Source organism: Halalkaliarchaeum desulfuricum, from assembly GCF_002952775.1.
Lineage (GTDB): Archaea > Halobacteriota > Halobacteria > Halobacteriales > Haloferacaceae > Halalkaliarchaeum > Halalkaliarchaeum desulfuricum.
The window spans coordinates 1632287-1647833 of the sequence record NZ_CP025066.1; the positions used below are offsets into that span (position 1 = coordinate 1632287).

Genomic DNA, 15547 nt, shown 5'->3' on the forward strand with positions numbered 1-15547 from the left:
TGCCGACACACAATTCGCTCCACCGTCTATAAATTTAAGTAGATCGACCGTGGTTCTCCGAGTATGTCAGAGTTTGGCATACTGTCACTGATCCCACCGCTGCTCGCAATCGTGCTGGCGATCATCACGCGGAAGGCGGTGCTGTCGCTGTTCCTCGGGATCTGGTCCGGGGGAATCCTGTATGCCGGCGGCCCGAACCCCCTTGCGGATCCGGCGGGGTGGGTCGGCGACGTCGTGAGCGCCGGCTTCGGCTTTTTCCCGACGTTCGACTGGATCGTCGCCGCCATCGCCGACGACTTCCACGCGATGATCCTGGTGTTTACGCTGTTTCTGGGCTCCGGTGTGGCGATGATCTGGAACCTCGGGGGCTCGTACGCCGTCCGGGACTGGGCGCTCGAGCGCCTCGACACCCAGCAGAAAGCCGGGCTCGCGGCGTGGGTGCTGGGGCTCGTGATGTTCTTCGACGACTACGCGAACACCGCGATCGTCGGGAGCGCGATGAAGGACGTTTCCGACCAGCTTCGGGTGTCCCGCGAGAAGTTGTCGTACATCGTCGACTCGACGGCGGCACCGGTGGCGACGCTGGCGATCTCCTCGTGGGTGGCGTTCCAGCTCGGGTTAATCGCCGACGCGTACGACGACCTCGGGCTGGCGGAGCATCCCTCAGCGTTCGAGGTGTTCCTCAGCTCGATCCCGTACAACATGTACGCGATCCTCGCGATCGCGATGGTCGCAATCGTCGTGGGCACCCGGCGGGACTACGGGGAGATGCTCGATGCCGAACATCGGTCGTGGTCGACGGGGAAGGTGTACCGCGAGGACGCCAGACCGATGCAGGACGTCGAAGCCGAACTCGGGGAGCCGCACGGGGAAAACCCCCGGCTGGTGAACTTCTTCGCGCCGGTGATCGTTCTGGTCGTCGTCACGCTGGGCACCGCGCTGTGGACGGGCTACGAGCCGGGGGCGGAGCTGATGGACATGATCATCGACGCCGACTACGCGGCGGCGTTGATCTACGGATCGTTCGCGATGATCGTCTCCGGGTTCGTGCTGGGCAAGGTGTACGACATCTTCGGGTTCCGCGAGGCGACCGACACCACGATCGACGGGTTCGGGATCATGCTCACCGCCGTCTCGATCCTCGTGCTCGCGTGGGGGATCGGCGAGGTGGTCTCGGCGCTGGAGACCGGCGAGTACGTCGCCGGCTTCGCGGATGCGTATCTCGTGGCGGGGATCCTGCCGGCGCTGGTGTTGATTCTGGCGGCGTTTATCGCCTTCTCGACGGGTACCTCGTGGGGCACGATGGCGATCCTGACGCCGATCGCGATCCCGGTGGCCTGGAGCCTCACTGGCGATCACACCATGGTCGCGGCGGTCGTCGGCACGATCTTCTCGGGGTCGATCTTCGGCGATCACACGTCGCCGATCTCGGATACGTCGGTGCTGTCTTCGACCTTTACCGGCGCCGACCTGATCGACCACGTCCGGACGCAACTGTACTACGCGGTCACGGTCGGGATCGTCGCGATCGTCCTGCTGCTCGTGTGGGGCTTTACGGGGATCACGCCGTTCGTCCTGCTGCCCGTCGGCGTGCTGGTGCTCGTCGGGCTGGTGTACGGGCTTTCGGAGCTGGACGCCCGGCGCAAGGGCGTCGATCCGGTTGCGGTCGACGCCGACTTCGACGAGGTCGGGGATCCGGTGAAGCCGGCGGCCGACGCCGATGTCACTTCAGACGGCGAGTGAGTCGGGCAGTTTTAACATATCGAGTGCCAATCTGGGCCCACATGAATCAGACTGGACTGCAACTCCGGATGGCAGTCGTCGGAAGCATTCTGTTCGGCCTGTATCTGGCCGCGGCGTGGTTCTTCCACCAGCTGTTCGGCGTCGATCTGTTGCTGGTGGTGCTTCTTAGCATCGTGCTGCTGCCGGCCGGCCAGTACAAGATCGGCAAGTGGCTGGCGATCAGGAGCGCCGGCGCCGAAGACATGCCGGATGATCACCCCCAGTTCCAGAAGGTCCACCGCATGACCGAGTCGCTGTGCCGGGACATGGACATGAAAAAGCCCCGGCTGATGGTCGCCGAGATGGGCGTCCCGAACGCCTTTGCGACCGGCCGGAAGGGCGCCGGCATCGTCGTCGTCTCGACGGAACTCATGCAGGTGCTCGAGGACGACGAACTCGAAGGGGTGATCGCCCACGAACTCGCGCACCTCAAGAACCGCGACACGGTGATGATGACGCTCGGCCAGTCGATCGCGACGATCGTCGGCTACGCGGTGTTCTTCTTCGTCCAGGTGCTGGGCGAGGACAACCCGGGGAGCTTCGTCGTCGCCTGGATTGCCTCGATCCTGGCGAACCTCCTCGTGATGATCTTCGTGATGGCGATCTCGCGGTATCGCGAGTACGTCGCCGACGACACCGCCCGGCGGTACATCGGCACCGGCGATCCCCTCGCACGCGCCCTCGAGAAGATCTCCCGCAGCGCCGAGGGGCGCGAATCCCGCATCGACGACAGCGGCGTCAACGCGCTGTGCATCTTCAACGCCGACCGGAGCTACCTCCAGCAGGTCTTCTCGACACACCCCCCGACCGAAAAGCGGGTCGCAAACCTGCGTCGTTGACTTGCTTCCCGGGCACGGTGGCCCGGGGAATCCGTCTTGCTATCTTTTGAATCGGCGCCCCCTGATTATTTGTGAGAGTGCGGCCACCGTTCGAACGTGGAGTCGATATACGGGATCACGATCGCGTTCGCGCTCGTCGCGGGAACTGCGGCAGCGTTACTCTCGTTGCTGACCTGGAGAGTGTTCCGTCAAACTCCGTTCGGCCGTGCGATATTTTTTCTGACGTTCGTGATGTCGATTTTCATCGTCTACCACGCGTTGTTGCTCACGTTAGCGGCACAGACGCTCCTCTTCAACGTCATCGAAAGCATCGTCTACACCGGATTTGCGATCGTGATCTGGTGGATCGCACTGACACATCCGGTTGGGAAACCGGGAGGGAGCTGACGATGCACACCGCGTTCCACCTCTACAACCTGATCATGGGTGTTCTCGCGACCGCAGGACTCGGGTATCTGTTTTACCTACACCAGTACGAGATCGAGTACAACCGGTTCGTCTTCGTCACGGTAACGGGAATCGTGATCTTCGCCCTGGTTGCACCAGTCATCGAGGCGGTGGTGCAACCCCTGGTCCATTTCGCACACGCTGTCGCAGCGCTTTTCATCATTTTCGGCCTGTACGACCCCGTCAACAACGACCTGCGAAAAGAGCAGTGGGCCGAGTTACTGCTCAAGGATCCGACGACGATACGCAAGCCCTCCGAGTGGATGGTTCCGATGGACGACCGCATCCTCGAACTGTTCCACACGTCGGATCTGGTGTTGACCCCTGCGCTCATCGCGTACAACATCGATTACAGCCGGGAAGAGGTAAACCGTCGCCTCTCGGAACTGGAAGAACACGGGCTGGTCGATCGCGTGGAACGGGGAAAATACCGGATCACGGATCTTGGCGAGAAATACCTCGACGGTCGACTGCACGTAGCACTGCTCGACAACGACGAGACCACAGAAAGCGACCATGTAAACTCGGAAAGCGAGGGCATCACGGGAAGTGACGACGAATCGCCCGATTCATAACCTCAGCGCGCCTCTCGACCCCGTGCTCACTGTCGAGTGAGGCGCACGTCTGAACCCGAATCGGCATCCCTCACTAATTAGTATCATCCTTAACGATCTTTCATACTTAATAGACCTTAGATATGAGGGCGGGTGTATATGATTCGCGAACAAAGCGGCCGACGGCGATTCCTGACAGTGATGGGTACAACGGCTACAGTCGGCCTCGCCGGCTGTGTCGGCGGGGACGAGGAGCCAGCTGAAGAGGAGACCGGAGAAGAAGAACACGATGAGGAAGAGGACCACGACGATGATGAGATGGAAGACGATCACGATCACGGCGTAGATCACGATCTTGGACATCCCGTAGACGAATTCACCGTCGAGATGGCGAGTATGGAGGGCGCCGAACACTTCATGCCGCACGTATTGCACATTGAGGTCGGGGGAACGGTCACCTGGGAGATCGCAGACGATCTCGAAGCCCACGATTCCACAGCATATCATCCCCTCTACGACAAACCGTTGCGAATCCCGGACGAAGACGAACACTGGCAGAGCCCCGAAATGGACGAACAGGGAGCGACCTGGGAACGAACCTTCGATGTCGAAGGCGTGTATGACTACTTCTGTGGCCCCCATTACGAAGACGAGATGATCGGCCGAGTGATCGTCGGCTGGCCGGATCCCGATCCCGAGGAACAGCCGGCGCTCGCGCCACCGGAGGACGAACTCCTGGATATCGAAAAAGAGATGATCGAGATGTTCAACGAGAACACGATTCCGGTACTGGAAGACGGTAACGGCCATTAGGGGGCGGTTCCGAATGGGCGATACTACAGACGACGAGCACGATCATCCGGAGCTGACAGGCTGGCGTCGGTGGCTGCTCACTACCGATCACAAGGACATCGGCATCATGTACCTCTGGGCAGCCGTGTTCTTTTTCGTGCTCTCGGGGGCGGCTGCGCTGTTGTTCCGCATCGAACTGCTAACCCCCGAAATGGGGATGATACTGCCGAACAGCGAAACCTTCAATTCGCTGGTGACGATCCACGGTGGAACCATGGTCTTTCTCGTAGCCATGCCCGCGCTCGGGGGACTGGCGAACTATCTCATTCCACTGATGGTCGGCGCCGACGAGATGGCGTATCCCCGACTCAACGCGTTCGGGTTCTGGGTGATCCCGGCGGCAGGCCTGCTGATCTGGGGCCCGTACCTCACCCACGCAGCCGGCATCACCGGTCTCCCGTTCCAGGGCGGCTGGACGACGTACATGCCGCTCGGTTTGACCTTCGATTCTGTCGGGGCTGACACGTGGTTGCTCGGCGTGATCCTGCTTGCGATCGGCTCCACGGCGAGTTCGATCAATTTCATCGTGACGGCGTTCAACGAGCGATCTCCCGACATGGGCCTGATGGACATCCCGCTATTCGTGTGGGCGATGGAGTTTACGTCCGTGCTGGCGATCATCGCCCTGGCACCGCTTGCGATCGCCTTCGGGATGGTGTTTCTCGAACGGAACGCCGGGCTGGTATTTTTCAACCCGGGGGGCGGTGGAGATCCGATCCTGTATACCAACCTGTTCTGGTTCTTCGGCCATCCGGAGGTGTACATCGTCCTGCTTCCGTTTCTCGGGGCAGTCAGCGAGATCATCCCGCGGTTCTCGGGGCGACCCCACTACAGCTATCGCGGCGTCGTCGCCTCCTTCGCGTTTATAAGTCTGCTGAGCTGCGTCGTCTGGGCACACCACATCTACACGACCACGATCGGGGCGATCCAGTACGCCTTCATGGCACTCACGCTCGCGATCACGGTCGGATTCGGGGCGTTGATCTTCACCTGGGTAGCGACGATGTGGGGCGGAAAGATACAGCTCAAGACGCCGATGTTGTTCGCTATCGGGATGATCGTAATGCTGATTTTCTCCGGACTGGACGGCATCATGCTCGGCAGCCCGGCGGTCGACGCAGTCTTCCATGAAACCTACTGGGTCGTCGCCCACTTCCATTTCACACTGTTCGGCGGCAGCATCATGGGCTTCTTCGCGGCGATGTACTACTGGTATCCGAAGATGACCGGCCGGATGTACAACGAGACGCTCGGGAAGCTTCACTTCCTGACGACGATGGCAGTGGCACCGATCTTCTTCGGGCTGCTGGCGGAGCTGGGCAACGACGGGATGGTCCGCCGATACGCGACGTACGCCTACGATCCCGGCCTCCAGGCGACGCACCAACTGGCGACGGGAGCAGCGATTCTCCTCGGGCTTGCACAGGTGATCTTCGTGGTCAACGTGCTCTGGAGCATGCGGTACGGTCCGCGAACCGACGATCCCTGGAGTGAACCGCTCGACCGGATGCCCTCGCCCGAATTCAACGGCTTCCCGTACCGTCCACCGACGCCGACGGCTCTCGTCGAAGCCGACGGCGACCGACCGGGCGCCCCCGACGACGCCCGCACCGAACAGCAGAACGACAAGCAACCGATGGTCGGCGACGGGGGCCGACTCCGGTCCTTCCTGAAGCGCGTCTCCCCGGGGGAAACGGAACCTGGCACCACGCATGATGCACCGGCTTTCACCGATCAGGAACCGCCAGAGAGGTCCGACGCTCTCGAGGACGGAGGTGACAGAAATGACTCGTGATCGGCTCCTGGGCGGACTGGCGTTGGCATCGCTGTTCGTCGCACCGCTCGTGCTGGTGTACGACTTCGCCCCGGCGACTGTAACACGGACGGCCCCGGCCTTCCCCCTGGACACGATTTTGAGCCTGAAATCCGCCTTGTTCGCGATGGCACTCGTTATGGGTGGCGGCACGATGGCGTATCTCATTTACGTCGCGATCCGGAATTCCGAGCTGTTCTCGACCGAAGCGACACCGATGGTCCCGAACTGGAAACGGGAAACGTTCGTGGCGTGGATCATTGTCGTTGCCGGACTCGTCGGCGTCGCGATCCTGATGAGTGCCGGGACGATCGGTGCCGCCGAGGAACCCCCCGAGGTCGAACAGGAACTCACAGTGGAGGTCACCGCATCACACCCCCAGTGGAGTTTCGAAAACGAGCACATCGGCGTTCGCAGAACCGGTGAACTTCGCGTTCCGGTGGACACTGTTGTGAACCTCGAAATTACCTCCGGTGACGTGATGCACAATCTGGCAATTCACGAGATGGGCGTGAAACAACACGCCATCCCCGGCCAAGAAACGAGCGCGTGGTTCCTCACAGAGGAGCCAGGAGAGTACGATATTGTCTGTGCGGAACTGTGTGGAGAGGACCACTCGCAGATGACGGCAACGTTGATAGTCATGGAACAAGACGAGTACGCGGACTACATCGAGGAGTTGACTGGTGAATCTCCGTACGATTCTGACGGGGGTGACGACGATGGCGACTGAGTCCCCCGAGAACCCCGGCGAGCCAACGCGGCAGGGAGATGGCGGAGAGGGATTCCCGCACGCCAGCCCTGCGCCGGCGATCGTGGCGGCCGGGCTGTTCGGAATCGCCCTTGGATTCCTGTGGCTTCCGCTGCTGGCTGTCGGTGTTCCGGTGTTCGGTTACGGCGTCTATCGGTGGACCCGCGAATACGCCGTCGACGAGTTCGAACGCGGGGTGATACCGGCCCAGAAACGCCAACTGCTCGGACTGCCGTCCGGAACCCTCACGATGTGGCTCGTGATCCTCTCGGAGATCTTCGTGTTCGGAGCGCTGTTCGCGTCGCTGCTGTACCTCGAGGCGGTCAACGGTCCCTGGCCTCCCGACGGGCTCGCGCTGGATCTTCCGTACGCGATCGGGCTGACGGTGCTTTTGGTCTCGAGCGGGATCCTCCTCCACTGGGGGAAAGACAGCCTCGAAAACGGTGACCGGCGGCGGTTCGGGTACGGCGTCGCCGGAGCGTTCGTTCTCGGCAGCGCGTTCCTCGTCGGGCAACTGTACGAGTACTCGCAGTTCATGGCGAAGGGCCTGACGCCGACGGAGGGGCCGTATGGGTCCACGTTCTATGCACTGACAGGTATGCACGGTGCCCACGTCGCGGCGGGATTGGTTCTCATCGGCGTCATCGGCCTGCGTGCCTGGAGGCGTGGTCATTTCAGCGAGAACCGTCACCTCATGGTCCGCGCGACCACGCTGTACTGGCACTTCGTCGACGCGGTCTGGCTCGTCATCCTCGTTGTCGTCTACTTCCGGTTTTCGGGGTGAACACGACGGGTGCTCGGGAGCCAGATTCGGCGGCTTCGTCGGGCGGGACCCGGACTTCGGCTGTCGAGTCTGCTCGTCGTTCTCGCCTCCGGGGGATACCTGCTCGTTTTGAGCGGTGTTACGGCGGGGATAACTGACGCGGCGACGGCGTGTCCGGCCTGGCCGGGGTGTGGTGTTGCTGTCGAAACGCAGCACACCCCAGCGCTGGTCGTCGCAGTCGCCCATCGGCTGACAGTCGGCATCCTCGGCGGACTCCTCGCCGTCGCCGGCTGGCTCGCGTGGAACCGCGATCACTCCACCCGTGTTCGGCTGGCGTTACTGCTTGTGGGCGCTATGTACGCACTTCAGATCGGTGTCGGTGCGACCATCGCCGTCACAACCCCGGCCAGCTTCCTGTCGACACTCCACCTCATCGTGGGGATAGCCGTTTTCTGGGGCCTGCTCGTGGCGCTCGTGTGGACGTTGGAAGACGAACACGGACCTGCCCTCGTTGGCGCGTTCGACAGGACGGCCGAACGGTCACAGGAACCCGATCCTGAACACCTGAACTCCGACCGATCGCCGGTTCTCGACCGGGCGATCGCGTACCTGCGGCTCACCAAGCCCAGGCTCATGTGGTTGCTCTGTCTGGTCGCGCTGGCGGGCCTCGCGCTGGCCGGCGGCCCCGCACTCGATCCTGTGACCGTCGCCGGCACGCTTTTCGGCGGAGTTCTGGCCATCGGGGCGAGCGGGACGTTCAACAACGTTCTCGAACGCGATCGGGACGAACAGATGCAGCGAACTGCAGACCGGCCCCTGGCGACGGAGACGATTCCGGTCGGGCGTGCCACCGCATTCGGGACGGTGTTGACAGTCGCCTCCGTTGCCGTGTTCCTGACGTTCGTAAACGCGCTGGCAGCAGCACTTGGCCTGCTTGCGATCCTGTTTTACTCGGTGGTTTATACGATCGTTCTCAAACCGCATACCTCTGCAAACGTCGTTATCGGCGGTGTTGTCGGTGGGATTCCGGCACTCATCGGCTGGGCTGCCGTGACGGGGACGGTCGGTGTGCCAGCGATCGTTCTCGGTATGGTGATATTCCTGTGGACCCCGGCCCACTTTTACAATCTCGCACTCGCATATCGTGCGGACTACGAACGCGCCGGGTTTCCGATGCTCCCGGTCGTCGCCGGCGAACAAAAGACCGCTCGACACATCGTCCTGTACTTCGGCGCCACGATGCTCGCTGCTGCTGGCCTCGCGGCTGTGACGGATTTGGGAACGCTGTATGCGGCCGGTGTCCTCCTATTCGCCGCCGTGTTTTTCCACGCAGTTGGCCGACTCTACCGACACCACTCCCGGTCGGCTGCACTCCGAACATTCCACGCCTCGAATGCGTTTCTCGCGGTTCTGCTCGGGTCGATCCTGCTGGAGACGCTCGTGGTGTGACTTCCTCCACCGCGCTGGAGCGCGAGGCTTTTTTTTTGAACTTCCGTAATGAGACGATGGTAACTGCCCCACTGATCGGCGATACCCTCCCCGGCGGGAGCGGGATCGGGAGCGTCCTCGTTGGTCGGGCGTGCGCTACTGAAGTCATCGATGTCCTCATCGAACAGTTCGACGAAGAGACTGCAGACGAACTCGCAGAGACACTTGACGAGAAAGGGTTTTGGGGCCCAGCGATGCCGCTCTCTTCGATGTACGAGATGCTCGACAACGGTGACAACAGATGGGTCGCACCAGCGGACCAGGTTACTCCGCATCTCCAACTCAAGTTCGTGCGTGACGAGTTCGACCGTGCGCCCCTCGAAAACGCAATCACGGCCCGAATCGGCAGCGAAGCGATCTCGGTCGGACCGTTAGAACTCCAGATCGCCTACAAACTCCACCTCGGCGCACAGAAGGACATCGAGGACGCGGTCCACCTTTACGCGCTTTTCGAGGAAAGCCTCAGTGTGCCCCGCCTCGAAGAGTGGGTAACGCGACTCAACGTCGAAGACGAATATGCGAGACTCAAACGCGCGTGAACACCTCGACGCGAAGCACGAACGCAACCGTGAGCAGCGCATCGAAGGCATCAAGCGCTGGGTCGAATACATCGAGTCCGAACCGCCCGAGAAGTGGGGACCACAGCAGAACGCAGTCGTCAACGAGCAGATCGAGGCTGCTCAGAGCGTTCAGACGTCGGCTTCTCACCAGCAACACGTGAAAGACGTCGCAACGGAGATTCTCGAAGTGAGCGACGAGTCCGACGTTGAGTCGGAATAACTGCCACCGGCCGGATTTGAACCGGAGTCGTTCCGCTCGCATTCGCTCGCTCCACGACAGGGTTCAAATCGCGGCCGGAGGGCTCGAATTAAGGCAGTGTTTTAAATATAATAAACCATCACATCAGGTGAATTGTCGCCAAATCACCCCAGATAGCGGATGAATAAGTGTTTTTGTCTTAGATTGCGATGTGGATGGCAACCCGGTGAGTTGATGAGTGTCCCCTCCCACGATAGATTATTAGGTCCGTGGATCCGATAACTATGTACGATGGCCTCTTCCAGTAGTGAGTCCTCCGACGAACTTGCGACCGCGGTGGGTCGGTACGTTCTCGGCGACCTCTCGCTCGGACGTGCTGCCGAAGCGGCCGGACTGTCCCGGTGGGAGTTCGAAGAAGTGCTGGAAGACGCTGGCTTCACGTCGCTCTACGGGCCACGAACTAACGACCAGTTACAGCGGGAGATCGACGTTGCACTCGACCTCGACGAATAGATGCCGGACGGATACCCGCAACCGGTTTTCCTCGACGCAACTGTCGTAAGTAATTTCGCCAGTACGAGCTCGGTCGAATTTCTCGTTCACCTACTCGAAGCTCCGATCGTAGTACCCGCAGTCCGTGACGAGATTGAACGGGGAGTCGAACACGGTCACGAGTATCTGACCAGTGCCGTCGAGGCGTTCGACAACGGACTGGCAGTCAGTGACGTTCCACCCGAAATAGGAAGATTGAGCCTCCATAAGCGACTTGATCCGGGAGAAAGGGAAGCATTGCGGGGAGCCGTTGAACGCGACGGGACGATCGCCACTGATGACCTCGCAGCACGCCGTCTTGCGACGGAACTGGATGTGCCGGTTACTGGATCGATAGGCCTCCTCGTCCTCGGCGTCAAACGCGAACACATCGACAGCGAAACTGCGGACGAATGGCTGGAGGTCTGGCGAGACGAACGCGGCTACTACGCCCCCGTCGAGAGCGTCATCGAACTATTAGATGAATAGAGCCGCGAACGGACGAGAACAGGACCAACGAGTTCCTCCCAGTTATGGACCTCAACAACGCAAAAATTCGGGAGACCTGTGCCGACGCGGTGTTCGAGCGCGAGCGCTACCGGGCCGCTGCGACCGTCTACCGTGCGCTATTCGAGGGAATCGACGACAACCAGACCCGCATCGACGCCGCATACGATCACTACGCCAAGGCCTTGCGGTCTGCGCTTGAAGGGTACCTCGACTGCGTGCTCGCGGCCGACCCAAGCGACAACGAATTTGAACGATTCGCCGGCGCACTCGAAGCACAGGCGATGTCCGAACCGCGAATCAACGAGGAGCAGTTCCGACGTGCGCTCGGCACCCTCGAAGATCGACGATGACGTATCCCAGCCCAGGTGAAAACGGACCGTCTACTGAGAAGGATCATTTTTGATATCGGTCCAAATACTCGATAGGGCGACGCAACGCGCTGATTCTGCCCCTGCGGCGGTACTTCGAGACACCCGTGAACGTCGCTTGTGGACCTTCAACGAATGTGCGTCCGAAACTTCAGTCGTATTCCCGAGATATCGTCTTCAAAAGCGAAGATATACCAAGAGAATGTCGTCTTGGGCTTTAGGGTATCGTGTGAGAGCCAAGGGCCGGATTTGAGCCAAACCCTCATAAGCCAAGCGTGTGAGGGTGCGGTATACCGATGCCAGATCAGGACCCACGCGCCCTCGTCGACGATCTCCGAAGTCGACTCCAGGGGCGCGGCGACGAGCCCTGTCAGGTGCCGTTCGAGGCCGACCGCCACCACCTCCTCAAGATGAGCGACAACATGCGGCTCATGCAATCGGAGGTCGGCGACTACCGCCAACTCAAACTGCTGCGTCACGTCCGGCGGATGGCGATCGTCCCCGAGTGGCCCACCGTCGAGGACTTCGAGGAAAACGACGAAGCCGACGACGCCGGCGTCGAAACTGTCGACGACATCGAAGCCCTCCTCGAGGAACGGGGCTACCTGGGACTCGCCCTCGAGTATCGGGGTGCCGCCGACGCGATTGTCCGCTGGATCCACAGCGAGTACGACAACGAACACACCAACCAGGACTACCGGACGGCACTCCGCTCGTTCGGTCGCTACCGGCTCAAGCTCGACGACCCACCCGAAAGTCTCGCGTGGATCCCCACGACCACGAGCAACAACTTCGATCCGGTCCCGTCCGAACGGGATCTCCTGCTGTGGGAAGCCGACGTCGTGCCGATGATCGAGGCGTGTCACAACGCCCGCGACCGGGCGCTCATCGCCGTCCAGTTCGAGGCGGGCCTCCGAAGTGGCGAACTCTTCGACCTCCGCGTCGGCGACGTCTACGACGGCGAATACACGACGAGCCTGCACGTCGACGGCAAACAGGGGGAACGCTCCGTCCCGCTCGTCGTCTCCTTGCCGTACCTCCAGGAGTGGCTCACGGACGATCGCTGCCCCAACGACCCGGATGCGTTCCTCTGGTCGAAGCTGCAAAGCGACGACCGTCCCTCCTACCGCACCTGGCGGGACTACTTCGAGGACGCCGCCAACCGCGCAGGCATCAGTAAACCCGTCACGCCGACCAACTTCCGGAAGTCCAACACGCGCTGGCTGATCGTCCAGGGGTACTCTCAGGCGCGTATCGAGGACCGACAGGGACGCAAGCGCGGCTCCGATCACACCCGCCGGTACATGGCGCATTTCGGGGAGGAAAGCCAGGAGCGGGCCTACGCCCGTCTCCAGGGGCTCGACGTCGAACCCGAAGAGGACGCGGGCGACGCCAGCCCGCTCGAGTGCCCGCGCTGTCGCCGGGAAACCCCTCGCGAGAAAGACCACTGCATGTGGTGTAACTTCGCGCTCTCCGATGACGCCGTCGAGGCGGCCCAGACGCGACAGGAACTCGGCTTGCAGGCGGTCGGTCGTCTCGTCTCCGAGCAGGGTCTCTCTCCCGAGGAGGCGGCCGCCGTGATCGAACGCACCGTCGACGAGCGGGTCCAGGCGGCACTCGCCGATCATTCGGATCCCTCCTGAGTCGGGGGCCTCCGCTGGGCCTGATCGAGCATCTCGAGTGCGCGTCTGGCATCCGCCGACAGGACGCCCAGATCCATCTCGGCGAGCGCTTCGAGCGCCTCGCGGTGGTCGCCGAGTTCCTCTTCGATCACACTGTGGGGGTCCTCGTCGATCGCCGGTGGGTCGGCAGCGTTGATCGAGCTAGAACGGCTCACTCGCACTCACCTCCAGATGTCGCAGACTCTGCATTTGAAGGTTTGGTGGCTTGGAACTCTCGCGTGCAGTTTTTGCACTTCCAGTAGGTCTCCTCGGCGGCCAGATGCGCCTGTGGCGAATGCATCTTTCCGCCGCGCTTCGCGATCGCGACGCTCCCGCAGTGAGGACACTGCGGCCGATCGTCTGTGGGCGTCGTCGAGGGGCGGTACCTAAACTCGTCGAGCAACTCCTCGAGGTCGTCGTACTCGTCGGGATCGATGTGCTGTGAACTGCTCACGTGTCTTCCCTCCTGAGGATGGCCAGTCCCGCAAGCGCCCGGTCGCGCTCGCGGCCACTCGTGGTTCGAAAGCGATCCTGCAGGCGCCGTTCGGCTGCCTCACGACCCTCCTCGGCGACGAGCAACTCCACCGCCTCGCGCACCTCGCCGGGGAACTCGCGGGTCATGCGGCCGCCTCCCCGGCGCCGGCGCCGTTGGGGCCGTTGTCCCCATCGTCGTCGTACTCGCGATGCAGCTCGCGTGCTTCCTGACGGACGCACTCGCGCAGCCGATCGATCAACTCCTCGTGGATTGCGGCGTTGTGTTCCCAGTTGGGATCGAACGCCTCGTCGATCGCCTCCGAGACGCGGTCGTCGTCGACGGAGACGGAGGCGATGATCGCCTCGGCAAATCGGTTCTCGTTCATCCCTCGAGCACCCCCTCCTCACAGAGGACGATCCAGACGAGCGCCTTCGGACACCCGAACGCAAGCGCCAGCTCGCCCAGCGACCAGCCTGCCTGCCACAGCCGGGCGATCGCCTCGCGTTCGAGGGGGTGTTCGAGGCCGACCCGCTGCTGGCGACGGGCGTCCACGGGGGTGACTCCCTGCTCGCGGAGGTGCCGGCGGATCGTCCCGTCGGAGGTCTCGAAGACCATCGACAGCTCGGGGACGGGCCAGCCGGCCCGATGCAGCAGGCCGATGGCGTCCCGTTCCTGCTCGCCGAGCGTGCGTTTGCTGGCCAACTGCAGCCGTCGGGCGGCGCGCTCGGCGCTCACAGCACCGTCACCTCCGGGGCGGTGGGGTCGACAACGGCGATGTCGTGTGTCGCGAGTCCATCGCGGGTGATGCCGAACTCGTCGGTGAGCACGTGTGCCACCCAGTGGGTGATCGCCTCGGGTGGGGTCTGTGAGTCGCCGGCGCCAATCTGGGTCTCGAACCGCTCGACTGTGGGCAGCCCGCGGATCATCGCCGGCTGGGTGAGGTTGATCCGGTTGTAGACGGCCACCTCTTCGCCGTCGCGTTTACACCGGATCACGTCGCGGTGGCGCAGCGACGGGCTCGTCTGGCCGCCGTCGGTCGCGAGATCGACGCCGACGGCGTCACTCCCTTCGCGCACGTGCTCGGGCGGGGTGAAACAGGTGTGACACGCCAGCGCGTTCTTTGGTGTCTGGATCGCCGGATCGACCGAACCCGTGTACACGAACAGCCAGTCCGCGTCGTTGTCACATCGTTGGGGGCGACCGCCCTCACGGGAGTGATACAGCTGGCAGGTGCCGCCGGGTGCGGGCACGGCATCGAGGATGGCGGGCTCGGGGACTGGGTTCTGGTTGGTCATCCGTCGCCCTCCGTTCGCTCGTCGATGATCTCGAAGACCGTCTCTGGATGTCGTTCGGTGGAGATGGCGAGCAGGCCCTCGCGGAGATCGCCGTGATACGCGCCCGCCTCGGGGACGGCCGCCCACGGCGCGTCGTAAAAGTCCCGCTCGGGCAACCCGTGTTCGCTCGTCTGGAACTCGCCGGTGACGTTGGGCGTTCGGACGGTGACCTGGCCGACGTACCCGTGCAGGTACGCCGGGAGTTCGATCCCGTCGGCGGTGAGCCGTAAGGTTGCATCGGGCGTCTTCGTCGGGACCGCCTCGGGCGTGCCCTCGTGGCCGGGGACCTCCTCGGGCAGGCTCATCGAACCACCTCCCGCTTCGAGTCCGTCTCCGTCTCTCCCTCCTCGTCGTCGCCGGGCTCCACCGCGTAGGGGGCTTTCCAGTTGGCATGCGAGCCGACGAACTCGATTTCCTCCCGCGAGCGGAGCCGCTCGTCGACCTCGTCGTACAGCTCCCGGCCGCTGTGGGTGCAGGCGCGACACTCGAAGTAGCCATCGTTGGCTCGCCAGTTGCGGGAGCCACACTCCGGACAGGAGAGTTGCCAGGTGTCCTTCTTCTGCGTCGTATCGACACGAAGTGTCATGTTCGTATGTACGACCCCCTGAATAAAAGGGGTA

At 62.4% G+C, this 15547-nt stretch carries 23 protein-coding genes; 15 read left to right on the top strand and 8 right to left on the bottom strand.

Annotated elements, in window-relative coordinates:
• Positions 1–63 precede the first annotated feature (63 nt).
• The 15 genes from AArcSl_RS08020 (at position 64) to AArcSl_RS08090 (ending at position 13100) form a co-directional block, all read left to right on the top strand.
• Positions 64–1743, top strand: coding sequence for a Na+/H+ antiporter NhaC family protein (locus tag AArcSl_RS08020; protein WP_119817450.1), 1680 nt, complete (start codon positions 64–66; stop codon positions 1741–1743).
• Positions 1744–1784: 41 nt separating this feature from the next.
• On the top strand, positions 1785–2621 hold the full coding sequence (locus AArcSl_RS08025; RefSeq protein WP_119817453.1) for a M48 family metallopeptidase: 837 nt from the start codon (positions 1785–1787) through the stop codon (positions 2619–2621).
• Positions 2622–2717: 96 nt separating this feature from the next.
• Entirely contained in the window at positions 2718–3008 is a 291-nt protein-coding gene (locus AArcSl_RS08030; RefSeq protein ID WP_119817456.1) for a hypothetical protein, read from the top strand.
• A 2-nt stretch (positions 3009–3010) separates the two neighbouring features.
• Positions 3011–3643, top strand: a complete 633-nt coding sequence (locus tag AArcSl_RS17690) for a helix-turn-helix domain-containing protein (RefSeq protein ID WP_321167773.1) — start codon at positions 3011–3013, stop codon at positions 3641–3643.
• A gap of 138 nt (positions 3644–3781) precedes the next feature.
• Positions 3782–4435 carry a cupredoxin domain-containing protein gene (locus AArcSl_RS08040; RefSeq protein ID WP_119817459.1) on the top strand — a complete coding sequence of 218 codons (654 nt, stop codon included), beginning with the start codon at positions 3782–3784 and terminating at the stop codon, positions 4433–4435.
• A gap of 13 nt (positions 4436–4448) precedes the next feature.
• Complete coding sequence (locus AArcSl_RS08045; RefSeq protein WP_119817462.1) at positions 4449–6269, top strand: cytochrome c oxidase subunit I; 1821 nt, start codon at positions 4449–4451, stop codon at positions 6267–6269.
• Positions 6259–7020 (top strand): cytochrome c oxidase subunit II, encoded by a 762-nt coding sequence (locus tag AArcSl_RS08050; protein WP_161945923.1) that lies wholly within the window; start codon positions 6259–6261, stop codon positions 7018–7020. Before AArcSl_RS08045 ends, AArcSl_RS08050 begins: the two co-directional genes overlap by 11 nt.
• Positions 7010–7822, top strand: coding sequence for a cytochrome c oxidase subunit 3 (locus AArcSl_RS08055; RefSeq protein WP_133412139.1), 813 nt, complete (start codon positions 7010–7012; stop codon positions 7820–7822). The genes AArcSl_RS08050 and AArcSl_RS08055 overlap by 11 nt, the downstream gene beginning before the upstream one ends.
• A gap of 9 nt (positions 7823–7831) precedes the next feature.
• Entirely contained in the window at positions 7832–9250 is a 1419-nt protein-coding gene (locus tag AArcSl_RS08060) for a heme o synthase (RefSeq protein WP_245883399.1), read from the top strand.
• Positions 9251–9306: 56 nt separating this feature from the next.
• The gene (locus AArcSl_RS08065) at positions 9307–9828 is read left to right on the top strand and encodes a hypothetical protein (RefSeq protein WP_217563514.1); all 522 of its coding nucleotides are present in this window, start codon (positions 9307–9309) and stop codon (positions 9826–9828) included.
• The gene (locus AArcSl_RS08070) at positions 9806–10069 is read left to right on the top strand and encodes a hypothetical protein (protein WP_119817469.1); all 264 of its coding nucleotides are present in this window, start codon (positions 9806–9808) and stop codon (positions 10067–10069) included. Before AArcSl_RS08065 ends, AArcSl_RS08070 begins: the two co-directional genes overlap by 23 nt.
• Before the next feature lie 270 nt (positions 10070–10339).
• Positions 10340–10561 carry a UPF0175 family protein gene (locus AArcSl_RS08075; RefSeq protein ID WP_119817472.1) on the top strand — a complete coding sequence of 74 codons (222 nt, stop codon included), beginning with the start codon at positions 10340–10342 and terminating at the stop codon, positions 10559–10561.
• Positions 10562–11068 (top strand): hypothetical protein, encoded by a 507-nt coding sequence (locus AArcSl_RS08080; RefSeq protein ID WP_119817476.1) that lies wholly within the window; start codon positions 10562–10564, stop codon positions 11066–11068.
• Positions 11069–11112: 44 nt separating this feature from the next.
• The gene (locus AArcSl_RS08085) at positions 11113–11439 is read left to right on the top strand and encodes a hypothetical protein (RefSeq protein WP_119817479.1); all 327 of its coding nucleotides are present in this window, start codon (positions 11113–11115) and stop codon (positions 11437–11439) included.
• Between the two features lie 314 nt (positions 11440–11753).
• Positions 11754–13100 carry a tyrosine-type recombinase/integrase gene (locus tag AArcSl_RS08090; protein ID WP_119817482.1) on the top strand — a complete coding sequence of 449 codons (1347 nt, stop codon included), beginning with the start codon at positions 11754–11756 and terminating at the stop codon, positions 13098–13100.
• On the opposite strand, the gene AArcSl_RS08095 is transcribed toward AArcSl_RS08090, so the two are convergent.
• The 8 genes from AArcSl_RS08095 to AArcSl_RS08120 are packed head-to-tail and all read right to left on the bottom strand — an operon-like array spanning position 13082 to position 15513.
• A complete protein-coding gene (locus tag AArcSl_RS08095) occupies positions 13082–13294 on the bottom strand; it encodes a hypothetical protein (RefSeq protein ID WP_119817485.1) in 213 nt (70 codons plus the stop codon). The genes AArcSl_RS08090 and AArcSl_RS08095 overlap by 19 nt on opposite strands.
• Positions 13291–13572: a hypothetical protein gene (locus AArcSl_RS16625; protein WP_133412140.1), complete on the bottom strand. Its 282-nt coding sequence runs from the start codon at positions 13570–13572 to the stop codon at positions 13291–13293. The genes AArcSl_RS08095 and AArcSl_RS16625 overlap by 4 nt, the downstream gene beginning before the upstream one ends.
• A complete protein-coding gene (locus tag AArcSl_RS16795) occupies positions 13569–13739 on the bottom strand; it encodes a hypothetical protein (protein WP_154670807.1) in 171 nt (56 codons plus the stop codon). The genes AArcSl_RS16625 and AArcSl_RS16795 overlap by 4 nt, the downstream gene beginning before the upstream one ends.
• A complete protein-coding gene (locus tag AArcSl_RS08100; RefSeq protein ID WP_119817488.1) occupies positions 13736–13978 on the bottom strand; it encodes a hypothetical protein in 243 nt (80 codons plus the stop codon). Before AArcSl_RS08100 ends, AArcSl_RS16795 begins: the two co-directional genes overlap by 4 nt.
• The gene (locus AArcSl_RS08105) at positions 13975–14328 is read right to left on the bottom strand and encodes a hypothetical protein (protein WP_119817491.1); all 354 of its coding nucleotides are present in this window, start codon (positions 14326–14328) and stop codon (positions 13975–13977) included. Before AArcSl_RS08105 ends, AArcSl_RS08100 begins: the two co-directional genes overlap by 4 nt.
• Positions 14325–14888 (bottom strand): hypothetical protein, encoded by a 564-nt coding sequence (locus tag AArcSl_RS08110; protein ID WP_119817494.1) that lies wholly within the window; start codon positions 14886–14888, stop codon positions 14325–14327. Before AArcSl_RS08110 ends, AArcSl_RS08105 begins: the two co-directional genes overlap by 4 nt.
• Positions 14885–15232, bottom strand: coding sequence for a hypothetical protein (locus tag AArcSl_RS08115; RefSeq protein ID WP_119817497.1), 348 nt, complete (start codon positions 15230–15232; stop codon positions 14885–14887). Before AArcSl_RS08115 ends, AArcSl_RS08110 begins: the two co-directional genes overlap by 4 nt.
• Entirely contained in the window at positions 15229–15513 is a 285-nt protein-coding gene (locus tag AArcSl_RS08120; protein ID WP_119817500.1) for a TFIIB-type zinc finger domain-containing protein, read from the bottom strand. The genes AArcSl_RS08115 and AArcSl_RS08120 overlap by 4 nt, the downstream gene beginning before the upstream one ends.
• Between the last annotated feature and the right edge of the window lie 34 nt (positions 15514–15547).